Origin of the sequence: Paracoccus sp. NSM (assembly GCF_052379855.1) — a bacterium.
GTDB lineage: Bacteria > Pseudomonadota > Alphaproteobacteria > Rhodobacterales > Rhodobacteraceae > Paracoccus.
This window is the reverse complement of record NZ_JBQTCG010000004.1, coordinates 57,083-71,282: the sequence shown is the minus strand read 5'-3', so window position 1 is coordinate 71,282 and position 14,200 is coordinate 57,083. Positions and strand designations below refer to the sequence as shown.

13 protein-coding genes are annotated in these 14,200 nt (G+C 66.9%); 11 read left to right on the top strand and 2 right to left on the bottom strand.

All coding sequences use genetic code 11. The features are described from left to right. Positions 1–2: 2 nt before the first annotated feature. Positions 3–2,105, bottom strand: coding sequence for a bifunctional rhamnulose-1-phosphate aldolase/short-chain dehydrogenase (locus ACTZWU_RS08600; protein WP_444736946.1), 2,103 nt, complete (start codon positions 2,103–2,105; stop codon positions 3–5). Between the two features lie 184 nt (positions 2,106–2,289). Here ACTZWU_RS08600 and ACTZWU_RS08595 point away from each other — a divergent pair, with 184 nt between their 5' ends. Genes ACTZWU_RS08595 through ACTZWU_RS08565 form a run of 7 tightly spaced genes read left to right on the top strand, consistent with a single transcriptional unit; the run spans position 2,290 to position 9,309 of the window. Then, a complete protein-coding gene (locus ACTZWU_RS08595; RefSeq protein ID WP_444736945.1) occupies positions 2,290–3,096 on the top strand; it encodes a DeoR/GlpR family DNA-binding transcription regulator in 807 nt (268 codons plus the stop codon). Between the two features lie 25 nt (positions 3,097–3,121). Next, complete coding sequence (gene rhaS / locus ACTZWU_RS08590; RefSeq protein ID WP_444736944.1) at positions 3,122–4,114, top strand: rhamnose ABC transporter substrate-binding protein; 993 nt, start codon at positions 3,122–3,124, stop codon at positions 4,112–4,114. A gap of 54 nt (positions 4,115–4,168) precedes the next feature. Further along, complete coding sequence (locus ACTZWU_RS08585; protein WP_444736943.1) at positions 4,169–5,686, top strand: sugar ABC transporter ATP-binding protein; 1,518 nt, start codon at positions 4,169–4,171, stop codon at positions 5,684–5,686. Further along, complete coding sequence (locus ACTZWU_RS08580) at positions 5,683–6,654, top strand: ABC transporter permease (RefSeq protein ID WP_444736942.1); 972 nt, start codon at positions 5,683–5,685, stop codon at positions 6,652–6,654. The genes ACTZWU_RS08585 and ACTZWU_RS08580 overlap by 4 nt, the downstream gene beginning before the upstream one ends. Further along, a complete protein-coding gene (locus ACTZWU_RS08575; RefSeq protein ID WP_444736941.1) occupies positions 6,651–7,640 on the top strand; it encodes an ABC transporter permease in 990 nt (329 codons plus the stop codon). The genes ACTZWU_RS08580 and ACTZWU_RS08575 overlap by 4 nt, the downstream gene beginning before the upstream one ends. Further along, the gene (locus tag ACTZWU_RS08570) at positions 7,640–7,954 is read left to right on the top strand and encodes an L-rhamnose mutarotase (protein WP_444736940.1); all 315 of its coding nucleotides are present in this window, start codon (positions 7,640–7,642) and stop codon (positions 7,952–7,954) included. Before ACTZWU_RS08575 ends, ACTZWU_RS08570 begins: the two co-directional genes overlap by 1 nt. Further along, positions 7,951–9,309, top strand: coding sequence for an FGGY-family carbohydrate kinase (locus tag ACTZWU_RS08565; protein WP_444736939.1), 1,359 nt, complete (start codon positions 7,951–7,953; stop codon positions 9,307–9,309). The genes ACTZWU_RS08570 and ACTZWU_RS08565 overlap by 4 nt, the downstream gene beginning before the upstream one ends. Here ACTZWU_RS08565 and kdgR read toward each other — a convergent pair. Beyond that, complete coding sequence (gene kdgR / locus ACTZWU_RS08560; protein WP_444736938.1) at positions 9,300–10,082, bottom strand: DNA-binding transcriptional regulator KdgR; 783 nt, start codon at positions 10,080–10,082, stop codon at positions 9,300–9,302. The genes ACTZWU_RS08565 and kdgR overlap by 10 nt on opposite strands. 163 nt (positions 10,083–10,245) lie before the next feature. Here kdgR and bglB point away from each other — a divergent pair, with 163 nt between their 5' ends. The 4 genes from bglB to ACTZWU_RS08540 are packed head-to-tail and all read left to right on the top strand — an operon-like array spanning position 10,246 to position 14,167. After that, positions 10,246–11,364, top strand: a complete 1,119-nt coding sequence (bglB, locus tag ACTZWU_RS08555) for a beta-galactosidase BglB (protein ID WP_444736937.1) — start codon at positions 10,246–10,248, stop codon at positions 11,362–11,364. 28 nt (positions 11,365–11,392) lie between these two features. Continuing rightward, positions 11,393–12,355 carry a TRAP transporter substrate-binding protein gene (locus ACTZWU_RS08550; RefSeq protein ID WP_444736936.1) on the top strand — a complete coding sequence of 321 codons (963 nt, stop codon included), beginning with the start codon at positions 11,393–11,395 and terminating at the stop codon, positions 12,353–12,355. Beyond that, entirely contained in the window at positions 12,355–12,867 is a 513-nt protein-coding gene (locus ACTZWU_RS08545) for a TRAP transporter small permease (protein ID WP_444736935.1), read from the top strand. Before ACTZWU_RS08550 ends, ACTZWU_RS08545 begins: the two co-directional genes overlap by 1 nt. Before the next feature lies 1 nt (position 12,868). Further along, positions 12,869–14,167, top strand: a complete 1,299-nt coding sequence (locus tag ACTZWU_RS08540; protein WP_444736934.1) for a TRAP transporter large permease — start codon at positions 12,869–12,871, stop codon at positions 14,165–14,167. Positions 14,168–14,200: the final 33 nt, after the last annotated feature.

Below are 14,200 nucleotides of genomic sequence, written 5' to 3'. Positions count from 1 at the left end.
GCTTACCTCGTGAATGCCTGGACGTTGCCCGCGTCCACGTTGAGGATGTTGCCGGTCGATTTGGCCGACAGGTCCGAGGCGAAGAAATACACCCCTTCGGCGATGTCCTCGGGCAGGACCGAGCGTTTCAGCATCGAGCGGTTGCGATACATCTCTTCCAGTCCGCCCTTGTCGGTGCCGTAGGTCGCGGCGCGCTGGTCCAGCCATTCGCCCTCCCAGATGCGCGATCCGCGCAGGACGGCGTCGGGATTGACGACGTTGACGCGAATGCCGCCCTCGGCGCCCTCCAGCGCAAGGCAGCGGGCCAGGTGGATCTCGGCCGCCTTGGCGGTGCAATAGGCGCTGGCATTCGGGCTGGCGGCCAGCCCGTTCTTGGAGGCCACGAAGATCACCGAGCCGCCGATGGCCTGCGCGCGGAACGTCTTGAACGCCTCGCGGCTGACCAGGAAATAGCCGGTGGACAGGATGTCCATGTTCCTGTTCCAAAGCGCCAGCGAGGTTTCCTCGATGGGCGCCGAGGATGCGATCCCGGCGTTCGACACAAGGATGTCGATGCCGCCGAACTCGACCGCCATCTCGGCATAGGCGCGGGCGACCTGCGCCTCGTCGGTGACGTTCATCTGGACGCTGCGCACCACATCCGCGCCGAAGCTGGCGGCCAGCCCCTCATGCGCGGTTCTCAGCGCGCCCGCGTCGATATCGGCCAGCATCACGCAGGCGCCTTCGCGCAGAAAGCGTTCGGCCGTCGCAGCCCCGATGCCGCCCGCGCCGCCGGTGACCAGCGCGACGCGCCCGGCCAGCGATTTGGGCTTGGGCATCCGCTGCAGTTTCGCCTCTTCCAGCAGCCAGTATTCGATATCGAAGGCCTCCTGCTCGGGCAGGCCCTGATAGGTGCTGACCGCGCTGGCGCCGCGCATCACGTTGATCGCGTTGACGTAGAACTCGCCCGAGACGCGGGCCGTGGCCTTGTCCAGCGCGAAGGTGATCATGCCGACGCCGGGCACCAGGTAGACGACCGCGTTCGGATCGCGCAGGGCCGGGCTGTCCGGTTTCTTGCAGCGGTCGTAATAGGCGGCGTAATCGTCACGGTAATCCGCGATGGCCTGCGGCAGGCTGGCCAGCACCGCGTCCAGATCGGGATTGGCCGGGTCGAAATCGACCACCAGCGGGCGGATCTTGGTGCGCAGGAAGTGGTCGGGACAGGACGTGCCCATCGGCGCCAGCGTTTCCAGCGCGTGCGAGCCGACGAATTCCAGCACGGCGGGCTGGTCGTCGAAATGGCCGACCTTGTGGCGGTCCTTCGAGATGAGGCCGCGGATTGCGGGCATCAGCCGCGCGGCGATGTCGCGGCGCTGCGGGGCGTCCAGCGTGGGAACCCTGGCGCCGCCGAAGGCGGGCTTGCCGGCGGTGCGGTCCTCAAGCCAGGCAGCGGCCTTGTTGATGATCTCCAGCGTGGTCTGGTAGCAATCCTTGGCGTCGTCCGCCCATGTGAACAGGCCGTGGCTTTCCAGCACGGCGCCGCGCATCTGCGGGTTTTCGGTCGCCAGCTTTTCAAGCCACAGGCCCAGTTCGTAGCCCGGTTTCTTCCACGGCAGCCAGCCGATCTCGCCGCCGAAGATCTCGGCCGTCAGTTCGCGCGAATTGACCGAGGCCGCGATGGCGATGATCGCGTCCGAATGGACGTGATCGACATGGCGACGCGGCACATAGGCGTGCAGCGGCGTGTCGATGCTGGCCGCGCGCGGGTTCAGCGCAAAGGTGCAATGGGGCAGGTAGCCGACCATCTCATCCTCATGCGCCGGGCCGCGATACTTGCCTTTCAGCGCGCGCAGCCTGTCCATGTAGAGCGTCGAGAAGCCGTCCATCTTCATGGACCCGATATCGCCGCCCGAGCCCTTGACCCACAGCACCTCGACCGTCTCGCCGGTCAGCGGGTCCGCCTGCATCACCTTGGCCGAGGTGTTGCCGCCGCCGTAATTCGTGACGCGCTTGTCCGACCCCAGCAGGTTCGAGCGGTAGAGCAGCTTTTCCGGCTCGGTCATGGACGCGGTCGTGGCGTCGTCCCAAAGGTTCTCAAGCCGCTGGCGGGCGAGGGTCTCGGTCATGGAATCCTCCCGATTCGGGCGGCACATGCCGCCTCTGTCGCTTTTCGGTTAGCGGCCTGACCCGAGCCAAGTCAATCACTTTCGATCATCTTCAATCATTATGCAGCCGCAGAAACACTTTCTGCGAGCGAAAATGATTGACAATGCGCGGTCCTGATGGAAACTGCACCGAAAGGGGGGCACCATGCTGGAAACCGAACGTCATCGCATCATCCTGTCGGCGGTTCAGGAACGGCCGGTCGTCAGCGTGGCCGATCTGTGCGCCCTGACCGGCGCGTCCGAGGCGACGGTGCGCCGCGACATCGCACAATTGCATCTGGCCAAGAAGCTGCGCCGGGTGCGCGGCGGGGCCGAGGCGGTCCACCCGCCGCAATTCGTGGGCATCAACGCCCGGCCCTTCGCGGTGAACCAGGTGATCAACATCGCGCAGAAGCGCGCCATCGCGCAGGCGGCGGTCGATCTGTGCGAGGATGGCGACGCGATCATCATCAACGGCGGCACGACGACCTTTCAGATGGTCCACCCGCTGACCACCAAGCGGTTGCAGGTCTTTACCAACAGCTTCCCCATCGCGGAACATCTGCTGAAGCAGTCGAAGAACACCGTCCTGCTGCCCGCCGGTGCGATCTACCGCGAGCAGAACATCATCCTGTCGCCCTTCGACGCCGACGGCAGCAGCCATTTTTACGCCAAGCGCATGTTCATGGGCTGCCGCGGCCTTGGCCCTCTGGGCCTGATGGAGGGCGACCCCCTGCTGGTGCAGGCCGAGCAGAAGCTGATGGGCCAGGCGGATGAGCTGGTGGTGCTGGCCGACAGCTCGAAATTCGCGCAGCGGTCCAGCCTGCTTCTGTGCCCGCTGTCGCGCATCCACACCGTCATCACCGATGACGGCATCGACGACCGTGCCGCCGCCATGCTTGAGGCGGCCGAGATAAGGCTGATCGTGGCCTCTGCCATGACGGCCGGAAAGTCCCGCGCTCAGGAGGAGTGACGCGCGGATCGCTCAGGGGAGGATAATGAGCATGCTGAAGAAGATACTGACGACGGCGGCAATGGCCTCGGTTCTTGCCGCAGGCGCCGCGCAGGCAGAGCCGGTGCGGATCGCGCTGGTCGCCAAGGCGCTTGGCATCGGCTTCTTCGAGGCCGCCAACAAGGGCGCCGAGGAAGCCGCGGCCGAGCTGGGCGATGTCGAGATCATCTATACCGGCCCGACCGACACCACCGCCGAGGGCCAGATCGAGGTGCTGAACAGTCTGATCGCGCAGCGCGTCGATGCCATCGCGGTCAGCGCCAACGACACCGACGCGCTGGTGCCCACGCTGAAGCGCGCGATGGATCGCGGCATCACCGTGATCAGCTGGGACAGCGGCGTGGCCCCCGAGGGGCGCGAGATGCACCTGAACCCGTCCTCGGCCCCGCTGATCGGCAACACGATCATCAAGCTGGCCGCCGATCACCTGCCCGATGGCGGACAGGTGGCGGTGCTGTCGGCGACCTCGACCTCGACCAACCAGAACATCTGGATCGCCGAGATGCAGAAGGTCATGGGCGATTACCCCGGCATCGAGGTGGTGGCGACGGTCTATGGCGACGACCTGGCCGACAAATCCTATCGCGAGGCGCAGGGCCTGATGCAGAGCTACCCCGACCTGGACGCGATCATCGCGCCGACCAGCGTCGGCATCGTGGCGGCCGCGCAGGCGGTGACCGATGCGGGCAAGGTGGGGCAGGTCAACGTGACCGGCCTCGGCTTGCCGTCCGAGATGGCGGGACATGTGAAATCGGGCGCCTCGCAGAGCTTTGCGATCTGGAACCCGATCGATCTGGGCTATTCCGCGACGATGATCGCCCATGCGCTGGCGACCGACGCGGCCACGGCAGAGCCCGGCGCGACCATCCCCATCGGCCGCATGGGCGAGGTGACGCTGGACGAGAACGGCGAGGCCGCGATGGCCGACCCCTTCACCTATGACGCCAGCAATATCGACGAGTTCAGCTCGATCTTCTGAACGCTGCTCCCGGCGCGTCCTCTCGCGCCGGGACCTTTCCGCAGGACATATCCCATGCAGGCTGAACCCACGACGCCCGTGCTGTCCTTGCGCGGCATCGTCAAGACATTTCCGGGCGTCAAGGCGCTGGACGGCGTCCGGCTGGACCTGTTCCCCGGCCAGGTCACCGCGCTGATCGGCGAGAACGGCGCCGGCAAGTCCACCATCGTCAAGGTCCTGACCGGCATCTACCAGCCGGACGAGGGGCAGATCATGCTGGACGGACGCCCCGTCAGCTTTCCGGGCGCGCAGTCGGCGCAGAAGGCCGGCGTCACCGCGATCCATCAGGAAACGGTGCTTTTCGACGAGCTGACCGTGGCCGAGAACATTTTCATCGGCCACGCGCCCCGCACCCGTTGGGGCCTGATCGACCGCCGCGCGATGCGCGCCCGCGCCGCCGAGATCCTGCGCGGCATCGGCGCCTCGATCTCGCCCGCCGCGCGCCTGCGGGATCTGGGGATCGCCAGCCGCCACCTTGTCGCCATCGCCCGCGCGCTGTCGGTCGATGCCCGCGTCGTCATCATGGACGAGCCGACCGCCGCCCTGTCGCACAAGGAAATCGCCGAGCTTTACGAACTGGTCGAGACGCTGAAGGCCCGCGGCAAGGCGATCCTGTTCATCAGCCACAAGTTCGACGAGATCTTCCGCATCGCCGACCGCTGGACGGTGTTCCGCGACGGCGCCTTCGTGGGCGAGGGCGAGATGGCCGGCACCTGCGAGGCCGATCTGGTCCGGCTGATGGTCGGCCGCAGCGTCGATCAGATCTACCCCAAGCGCCCCGCCGCAATCGGCGCGCCGGTCCTGACGGTCGCCGGCTACAGCCACCCGACCGAGTTCGAGGACATCACCTTCACCCTCCACGCGGGCGAGATCCTGGGCTTCTACGGTCTGGTCGGCGCGGGCCGGTCCGAGGTGATGCAGTCGCTGTTCGGGATCACCCGCCCCTCCAAGGGCGCCTGCCGGATCGAGGGCCAGGTCCGCGTCTTGCGCACCACCGCCGAGGCCGTGGATGCGGGCATCGTCTATGTCCCCGAGGATCGCGGCGCGCAGGGTGCCGTCAAGGGCCTGCCGATTTTCCAGAACGTGACGCTGCCTTCGCTGGCCCGCATCAGCCGCGCGGGGTTCCTGCGGCTGGCCCGGGAATTCAAGCTGGCGCGCGACTATACGCAGCGGCTGGACCTGCGCGCGGCAAGCCTCGATCAGGACATCGCGCTTCTGTCGGGGGGCAACCAGCAGAAGGTCGTCATCGCCAAGTGGCTGGCCACCCAGCCCCGCGTCATCATCCTGGACGAGCCGACCAAGGGGATCGACATCGGTTCCAAGGCCGCCGTTCATGACTTCATGTCCGAGCTGGCCGGGCAGGGGCTGGCCGTCATTATGGTCAGCAGCGAAATCCCCGAGGTTCTGGGCATGTCCGACCGCGTCATCGTCATGCGCGAGGGGCGCCTTGCGGGCGAGTTCAGCGGCGCCGCCATGACGCCCGAGAACCTCGTCCGCGCCGCCGTCGGCATTAGCCAGCAGGAGGCCGCATGACCATCCTCAAATCCCGCGAGGCGATCCTCGCGCTGGCCATTCTGGCCCTGCTGGCCGTGATCGCCAGCCGCTTCCCCGCCTTCGTGGCGCCCGCGAACCTTGCGCGCGTGCTGACCGACACCTCGCCCCTGATCCTGCTGGCGCTTGGGCAGATGGCGGTGATCCTGACCAAGTGCATCGACCTGTCGGTGGCCGCGAACCTTGCGCTTTGCGGCATGGTCGCGGCGCTGATGGACGGGATGGGCGTGCCGCTGGCGGTGATCCTGCCCGCGGTGATCGCCCTGGGCGCGGTGCTCGGGGCGGTGAACGGGCTTCTGGTCTGGAAGCTGGGCATCCCGTCGATCGTGGTGACGCTTGGCACGATGACCATCTATCGCGGCACGATCTTCCTGCTGACGGACGGCGCCTGGATCAACGCCCATCAGCTGAGCGATCCGTTCAAGGCGCTGCCGCGCATGGTCGTGCTGGGCCTGCCCGTGATGGCCTGGATCGCGGTTGCGGCGGTGTCGCTGGTCGGGCTGGCCGTCGCGCGGCTGCCGCTTGGCCGGGCGCTTTATGCGGTGGGGGGCAATCCTCACGCGGCGGGCTATGCCGGCATCTCGGTCGGGCGCACGCAGTTCGCGGCCTTCGTGCTGGCCGGCGCCTTGGCCGGGCTGACCGGCTATCTGTGGATCGCGCGCTATGCCGTCGCCTATGTGGACATCGCCCGCGGGTTCGAGCTGGACGTGGTCGCCGCCTGCGTGATCGGCGGCATCGCCATCGCAGGCGGCGCGGGCACGGTCGCAGGCGCGGTGATGGGGGCGCTGTTTCTGGGGATCATCAAGAACGCGCTGCCGGTCGTCGGCATATCGCCCTTCTGGCAGATGGCGATATCGGGCAGCGCGATCCTGATCGCCATTGCCGTCAACACGCTCGGCCGGCGCGATCCGGGCCGCATCATCCTCAAGCAAGCCGAGGCGCGGACATGACCACGACCACCGCCCCCCGCCAGATCCCCGACCGCCTGACCAGCCCCGCCGCCCGTGCCCTGAAAAGCTGGGAGAGCCTGCTGCTGGTCGTCGCGGTTGCGATCTTCCTGCTGAACGCGATGGCCTCGCCCTATTTCCTCGACCCGTGGAACCTCAGCGACGCGACCTTCAACTTCACCGAAAAGGCGATGATCGCCTTTGCCATGGCGATGCTGATCGTGGCGGGCGACATCGACCTGTCCGTCGGCGCGATCATCGCGCTGGCCTCGACCGCGATGGGCATCGCCATGAGCCTTGGCGCGGGCACGCCGCTGATCGTGCTGACCGGCCTTGGCACGGGGCTTCTTTGCGGCGCGTTCAACGGCGCGCTGGTGGCGGGGCTGGGCCTGCCCTCGATCGTCGTGACCATCGGCACGATGAGCCTCTTTCGCGGGATCAGCTACATCGTGCTGGGCGACACGGCCTTTACCGGCTATCCGGCCAGCTTTGCCTGGTTCGGGCAGGGCTATGTCTTCTGGGTCATCACGGTCGAGCTGGTGATCTTCGCGCTGGCCGCGCTGGTCTTTGGCACGCTGCTGCACCGCACCAGCTTTGGCCGGACGGTCTATGCCATCGGCAACAACGCGACCGCCGCCCGCTTTTCCGGCATCCGCGTGGATCGCGTCCGCTTCATCCTGTTCCTGCTGACCGGCCTGATGAGCGGCGTTGCGGCGGTCTGCCTGACCTCGCGGCTCGGCTCGACCCGGCCCTCGATCGCGTCGGGGTTCGAGCTGGAGGTGGTGACCATCGTCGTTCTGGGCGGGGTCAGCATCCTTGGCGGTTCGGGCACCATCCCGGGCGTCGTGCTGGCGGCCATCGTGATGGGGCTGGTGACCTTCGGCCTTGGCCTGCTGAACGTGCCGGGGATCGTGATGTCCATCGTCGTGGGCGCGCTGCTGATCGGCGTGATCGCCGTGCCGCGCCTGATTGCCAAGCTGAGGTCCTGATGCCCCGATACGCCTTCCGCATGATGCTGAACCCCGGCGCCGCCGAGGAATACCGCCGCCGCCACGACGAGATCTGGCCCGAGCTGGTGGACCTGCTGCGCGGGGCAGGGGTCAGCGACTACTCGATCCACCTCGACCCCGAGACCGGCGCCCTTTTCGGGATGCTGACCCGCCCCGAGGATCACGGCATGGACGATCTGCCCGCGCATCCGGTGATGCAGCGCTGGTGGGCGCATATGGCCGACCTGATGCAGACGCAGGGGGACAATCAGCCGGTCGCCCTGCCGCTGGTCCCGATGTTTCACCTGCCATGAGGCGGATCGCCGTTCTGGATGTCGGCAAGACCAACGCGAAACTCGCGCTGGTCGATGGCGACACGCTGGCCGAGATTGCCGTCCTGACCCGCCCGAACCGCGTCCTGCCGGGGCCGCCCTGGCCGCATATGGACCTGGACGGGCACTGGGCCTTTTTTCTGGACGGCCTGCGCCAGATGCAGGCGGCGCAGGGGATCGACGCGATCTCGGTCACGACGCATGGCGCGGCGGCGGTGCTGCTGGACGGGCAGGGCGGGCTGGCCGCGCCGATGCTGGATTATGAACATGCGATCCCCGCCGATCCGACCTATGACGCGATGCGGCCCGACTTCATGCAGACCGGATCGCCGCGTTTGCCGGCCGGGCTGAACCTTGGCGCGCAGCTGCATTGGCTGATGGCCCAGACCGGTCTGCGCGACCGCGTCGCGCATGTCGTGACCTATCCGCAATATTGGGGCTATCGCCTGACCGGCGTGCTGGCCAGCGACGTGACCTCGCTTGGCTGCCATACCGACCTGTGGGAGCCGTGGGGGGCGCGGTTCTCGTCCCTTGTCCACGCGCTTGGGCTAAAGGGCCGGATCGCCGCGCCTCGCCGCGCGTCCGAGGTCTTGGGCGGGTTGTCGGCCCGGATCGCCGCGGCGACCGGTATTCCGGCGGGCACCCCCGTCGCGGTCGGCATCCATGACAGCAACGCCTCGCTTTATCCGCATCTGCTGGGCCGCAAGGGGCCGTTCGCGGTGGTCTCGACCGGGACATGGGTCGTCTGCATGGTGGTGGGCGGCGCGGCAGCCGCGCTGGATCCTGCGCGCGACGTGCTGGTGAACGTGAACGCGCTTGGCCAGCCGGTGCCATCGGCGCGCTTCATGGGAGGCCGGGAATACCAGATCATCCGCGCCGGCAGCGACGCGGCGCCCGACGCAGCCGACCGCGCGGCGGTGCTGGATCAGGGCGTGATGCTGCTGCCCTCGGTCCAGTCGGGATGCGGGCCATTCCCGGACCGCCGCGGCGGCTGGACAATTGCGCCCGCGTCCGAAGGCCAGCGCATGGCCGGGCTGGCATGGTATCTGGCGCTGATGACGCGGACCTGCCTGGATCTGGCCGGAGCCGAGGGAGAGGTCATCGTCGAGGGGCCTTTCGCGGCCAATCCCGATTACCTCGACATGCTGGCGGCGCTGACGCCCGGCGGCGTGTCGGTCGCGGCCTCGGCGACCGGCACCAGCGTGGGCGCGGCGATGCTGTGCCTGCCGGATGCACGCCCGCCGCAGACGCGGCTCTGGGCGCCACGGGGTTCAGGTTCGGATCGCGCCGCGCTGGCCGATTACGCCGAACGCTGGCGGGTGGCGTGTCAGGTATAGCCAAGCGCGGCCGAGGCCGCGCGCCCGGCCTCGGTCAGCAGGCGCACATATTCGGCCTTGCGCGATTCGTCGAAGCGCACCAGCGGAAAGGCGATGCTGATCGCCGCGACCGACTTGCCCGCGTGGTCCATCACCGGCGCGGCCATGCAGCGTACACCGGCCTCGGATTCCTCGATCTCTTCGGCATAGCCGCGGGCGCGGGTGGCGGCCAGTTCGGCGCGCAGCGTCTCGGGGTCGGTGATGGTGCGGGGGGCCAGTTTCTTCAGCTCCATCGCGGCGATCCGCTCGGCGATCTCGTCATCGTCGCGGAAGGCCAGCAGCGCCTTGCCAAGCGAGGTCGAATGCAGCGGGTTCCGCTTGCCCAGGGTGGACTGCATCGACAGGGTATAGGCGCTGTCGTATTTGTGAATATAGGCGACGCGCTGGTCGAAATCGTCCATCACGCCCAGGTTGATGGATTCGCCCGTCGCACGCGACAGCTTGCCCATCTCGCGGTCGCAGACGCGCAGCAGATCCTCTTGCCCGCGCAGGATGCGCGCGCCCAGCCCGAACAGCTTCAGCGTCAGGGCGTATTTCTCGGTCTCGGGGTCCTGCTCGACATAGCCCAGATCCAGCATGGTCTGCAAAAGACGGTGCGCCGTGGTTTTCGAGGTCATCGCCCGCTGCGCGATCTCGGCCAGGCTGGCGCGGCGTTCTTCGGCCAGCGATTCGAGCACGGCAAAGACCTTCAGCACCGCGGCGGCATTCTCGGTTTTCTGGGGCTTCTCTGCCATGATCGTTCTTTTATTTTCGGAACATCGTTCTGAAAAACACCATGCGCGCCCATAAGTCCAGCAATTGTTGCGGTGAGGGCGCTTAAAAATACCGTTGATTTCCGAAACGGATCGTGCTTCCTTCATTTCCGGAACGCCGTTCCGAAAATTGGGAGGATGATTGATGCACCCGCTTCTGCGGCAGAAGGACCGCTTTGTCTCGCGCAGCGAGGTCGCCGGCCTGATCGAAAAGCTGGCCGACAATCTGGTGAACATCACCGACGAGACGGGCGAATTCCTGCTGCGGCTGGAAGATGGGCGCGTGATCGACACCAAGGGCTGGGCGGGCTGGGAATGGACCCATGGCATCGGTCTTTACGGTCTGCTGCAGTATTGGCAGCTGACCGGCAGCGACAAGGCGATGGCGATCATCCGCGACTGGTTCGACGCGCGGCTGGCCGAGGGCACGCCCACGAAGAACATCAACACCGTCGCGCCCTTCCTGACGCTGGCGCATCTCTACGAACGCGACCGCAATCCGATGTGGCTGCCCTATCTGGATGCCTGGGCGGAATGGGTCATGCACGAGATGCCGCGCACACGCGAGGGCGGCTTGCAGCACATCGTCTATAACAGCGTGAACGACCAGCAGCTGTGGGACGACACGTTGATGATGTCGGTCATGCCGCTGGCCAAGATCGGCCTGGTCCTGAACCGCCCGCATTATGTCGAGGAAGCCAAGTACCAGTTCCTGCTGCATGCGCAGTATCTGGCCGACACGTCCAGCGGGCTGTGGTTCCACGGCTGGACCTTCGACGGCGACCACAACTTTGCCCGCGCGCTCTGGGCGCGGGGGAACAGCTGGATCACCATCGTGATCCCGGAATTCATCGAGCTGCTGGACCTGCCCGAGGGCGATCCGACCCGCCGCCATCTGCTGTCGCTGTTCCGCCGTCAGGCGGCCGCGCTGCGCGACGCGCAGGACGAAAGCGGCCTGTGGCACACGCTGTTGGACGACAAGGACAGCTATCTCGAGGCGTCGGCCACGGCGGGCTTTGCCTATGGCCTGCTCAAGGGCGTGCGCCGCCGCTATCTGCCCGCCGATTACGCGCCCGTTGCCGAACGCGCCATTCGCGCCGTGATCGACAATATCAGCCCCGATGGCGAATTGCAGAACGTGTCCTTCGGCACCGCGATGGGCAGCGACCTTGACTATTACCGCCAGATCCCACGGACCTCGATGCCCTATGGGCAGGCGATGGCGATGCTGGCTTTGGCCGAATATCTGCGCGGCTACATCTGACGCGCGCATCCTTGAGGGAGGAGAGACGATGACCAAGACCCTGACCGCGCTGGCCCTGATCCTGGCCGCCAGCGCCGCACAGGCCGAGACGCTGCGTTTCGGCTATGCCCAGAACGCCACCCCCACGGTCGAGGCGATGCAGGAATTCGCGCGCCTCGTCGAGGAAAAGACCGGCGGCGACGTCACCGTGCAGTTCTTTCCCGATGGCCAGCTGGGCGGCGAACGCGAGATGGTCGAGATGCTGCAGGGCGGCGCGCTGGACATGACCAAGGTGTCGGGCGGCCTGCTGGAAAGCTTCGCGCCGGTCTACGGCGTCTTTCCGCTGCCCTTCCTCTTTGACGATCAGGACCATTTCTACCGCGTGATGGACGATGCGGCGATCATGGAGCCGATCTATCAGGCGACCGCCGATCTGGGCTTTCTGGGCCTGACCTACTACAATTCGGGGGCGCGGAACTTCTACACCGTGAACCGGCCCGTCACCTCGGTCGAGGATCTGGCGGGTCTGAAGATCCGCGTCCTGCAAAGCCCGACCGCCATCCGCATGACCGAGCTTCTGGGTGCCACCCCGGTCGCGATGGGGCAGGCCGAGGTCTATACCTCGCTTCAACAGGGCGTTCTGGACGGGGCCGAGAACAACGAATTCGCCCTGACCATCGCCCGCCATGCCGAGGTCGCCAAGCACTACACGCTGGACGGCCACACCCGCATCCCCGACATCCTGCTGATCGGCACCGCCGCGATGGACCGCCTGTCCGAGGACCATCAGACCGCCGTGCGCGAGGCTGCCGCAGAATCGACCGCCTTCCACAAATCGGTCTGGGACCAAGCCGTCGAGGCCGCCGCGACCGAGGCGCGCGACGCGTTCGGCGTGACCTTCCACGAGGTCGAAGTGGCCCCCTTCCGCGAGGCGGTCGCGCCCATCTATGACGAACTGCCCGCCGACAGCGCGGCCGTTGTCGAACAGATCCGCGCCGCCGGGGGCGTCTGATGGACAGGCCGCGGCGCATCCTTGACCTGACGGTCGGCGGGCTGTGCTGCGGCCTTCTTCTGCTGCTGGTCGCGGTGCTGGCATGGCAGGTCTTTAGCCGATACGCGCTGAACGCGCCGTCATCCGTGACCGAGGAGGTGCTGCGTTACGGCGTCATCTGGATGTCGATGCTGGGCGCCGCCTATGCGGTGGGGCAGGGCAGTCACCTGTCCATCGACATGCTGCGCGGCTGGCTGCCTGCGCGCTGGCGGCTGCGGCTGGAGGGGCTGGTCCTGCTGGCCTTCACGGTCTTTGCCGGGGTCGTGCTGATCTGGGGCGGGATGCGCGGCGTCCAGATCTCGGCCCGCCAGACCAGCGCGGTCCTGCGCATCCCGATGAGCTGGGTCTATCTGTCGCTGCCGGTCAGCGGCGGGCTGATGATCCTTTACGCCTTCCTGAACGCGCTCGATCTGCTGCGCGGGCGCAGCCACCATGTCCCTGCCGAGGACATGGCCGAATTGCCGGGGGAATGAGATGGCCGGAACCGCAAGCCTGATCCTGCTGACGGTGTTCGGGGGTCTTGCCCTGCTGGGCATCCCGCTTGCGCTGGCGATCACCGCCGCCGCCATCGCGGCCCTGCTGCTGGTCCTGCCCTTCGACATGGCGCTGTTCACCTCGGCGCAGAAGATGCTGGCCAGCCTGGACAGCTTCACCCTGCTGGCGGTGCCGTTCTTCATCCTGTCGGGCGTCATCATGAACTCGGGCGGCATCGCGGTGCGGCTGGTCGATTTCGCCAAGCTGCTGGCCGGGCGCGTGCCCGGATCGCTGGCGCAGACCAACATTGCGGGGAACATGCTCTTTGGCGCGATCTCGGGCTCGGCCATCGCGGCCTCGACCTCGATCGGGGGCGTCATGGTGCCGATGCAGAAGCGCGAGGGCTACGATCCCGGCTTCGCCGCTGCCGTCAACATCGCCAGCGCACCCACGGGGATGCTGATCCCGCCCTCGACGGCCTTCATCATCTATTCGCTGGTCGCGGGCGGGGCCTCGATCGCGGCGCTGTTTCTGGCCGGGGCGGTGGCGGGCGCCTTGTGGGGGCTGGGGCTGATGATGGTCACGGGGCTGATCGCGCGCCGCCACGGCTGGCGCGGCGATGCGCGCCCCTCGATCCGCGACGCGGTGCAGGTCACGCTGCGCGCGCTGCCCAGCCTGATGCTGATCGTGCTGATCATCGGCGGCATCATGCTGGGCGTCGTCACGGCGGTCGAGGCTTCGGGCATCGCCGTCCTTTACACGATGCTGCTGGCCTTCGTCATTCACCGCACCGTGCCGCTGAGCGCGCTGCCGGGTTTCCTGATCGAGACGGTGCAGATGACCGGAACGATCATGCTGCTGCTGGCGGCCTCGGCCGCGCTCAGCTTCGCGATGGCCTTCACCGGTATTCCCGCCGCCGTCAGTGCGCTGATCCTGGCGATCTCGGACAATCCGCTGATCGTGCTGCTGATCATCAACATCCTGTTGCTGGTGGTGGGCTGCTTCATGGATATGGGCCCGGCCATCCTGATCTTTACGCCGATCCTTCTGCCCATCGCCCAGAAGGTCGGCATGGACCCGGTGCATTTCGGCGTCGTCATGGTCTTCAACCTGGCCATCGGCACGATCACGCCTCCGGTCGGCACAGGCCTTTTCGTCGGTGCTGGCGTGGCCCGTGTGCGGGTCGAGACGGCGATCCGCGCCCTGGGGCCGTTCTACCTGCTGTTGTTCGCCGTGCTGCTGCTGGTGACCTATGTCCCCGCGGTGGTGATGTGGCTGCCGCGGCTCGCTGGCCTCTGATTTTCGACGATTTTCTCTGAAAGGACCCTATCT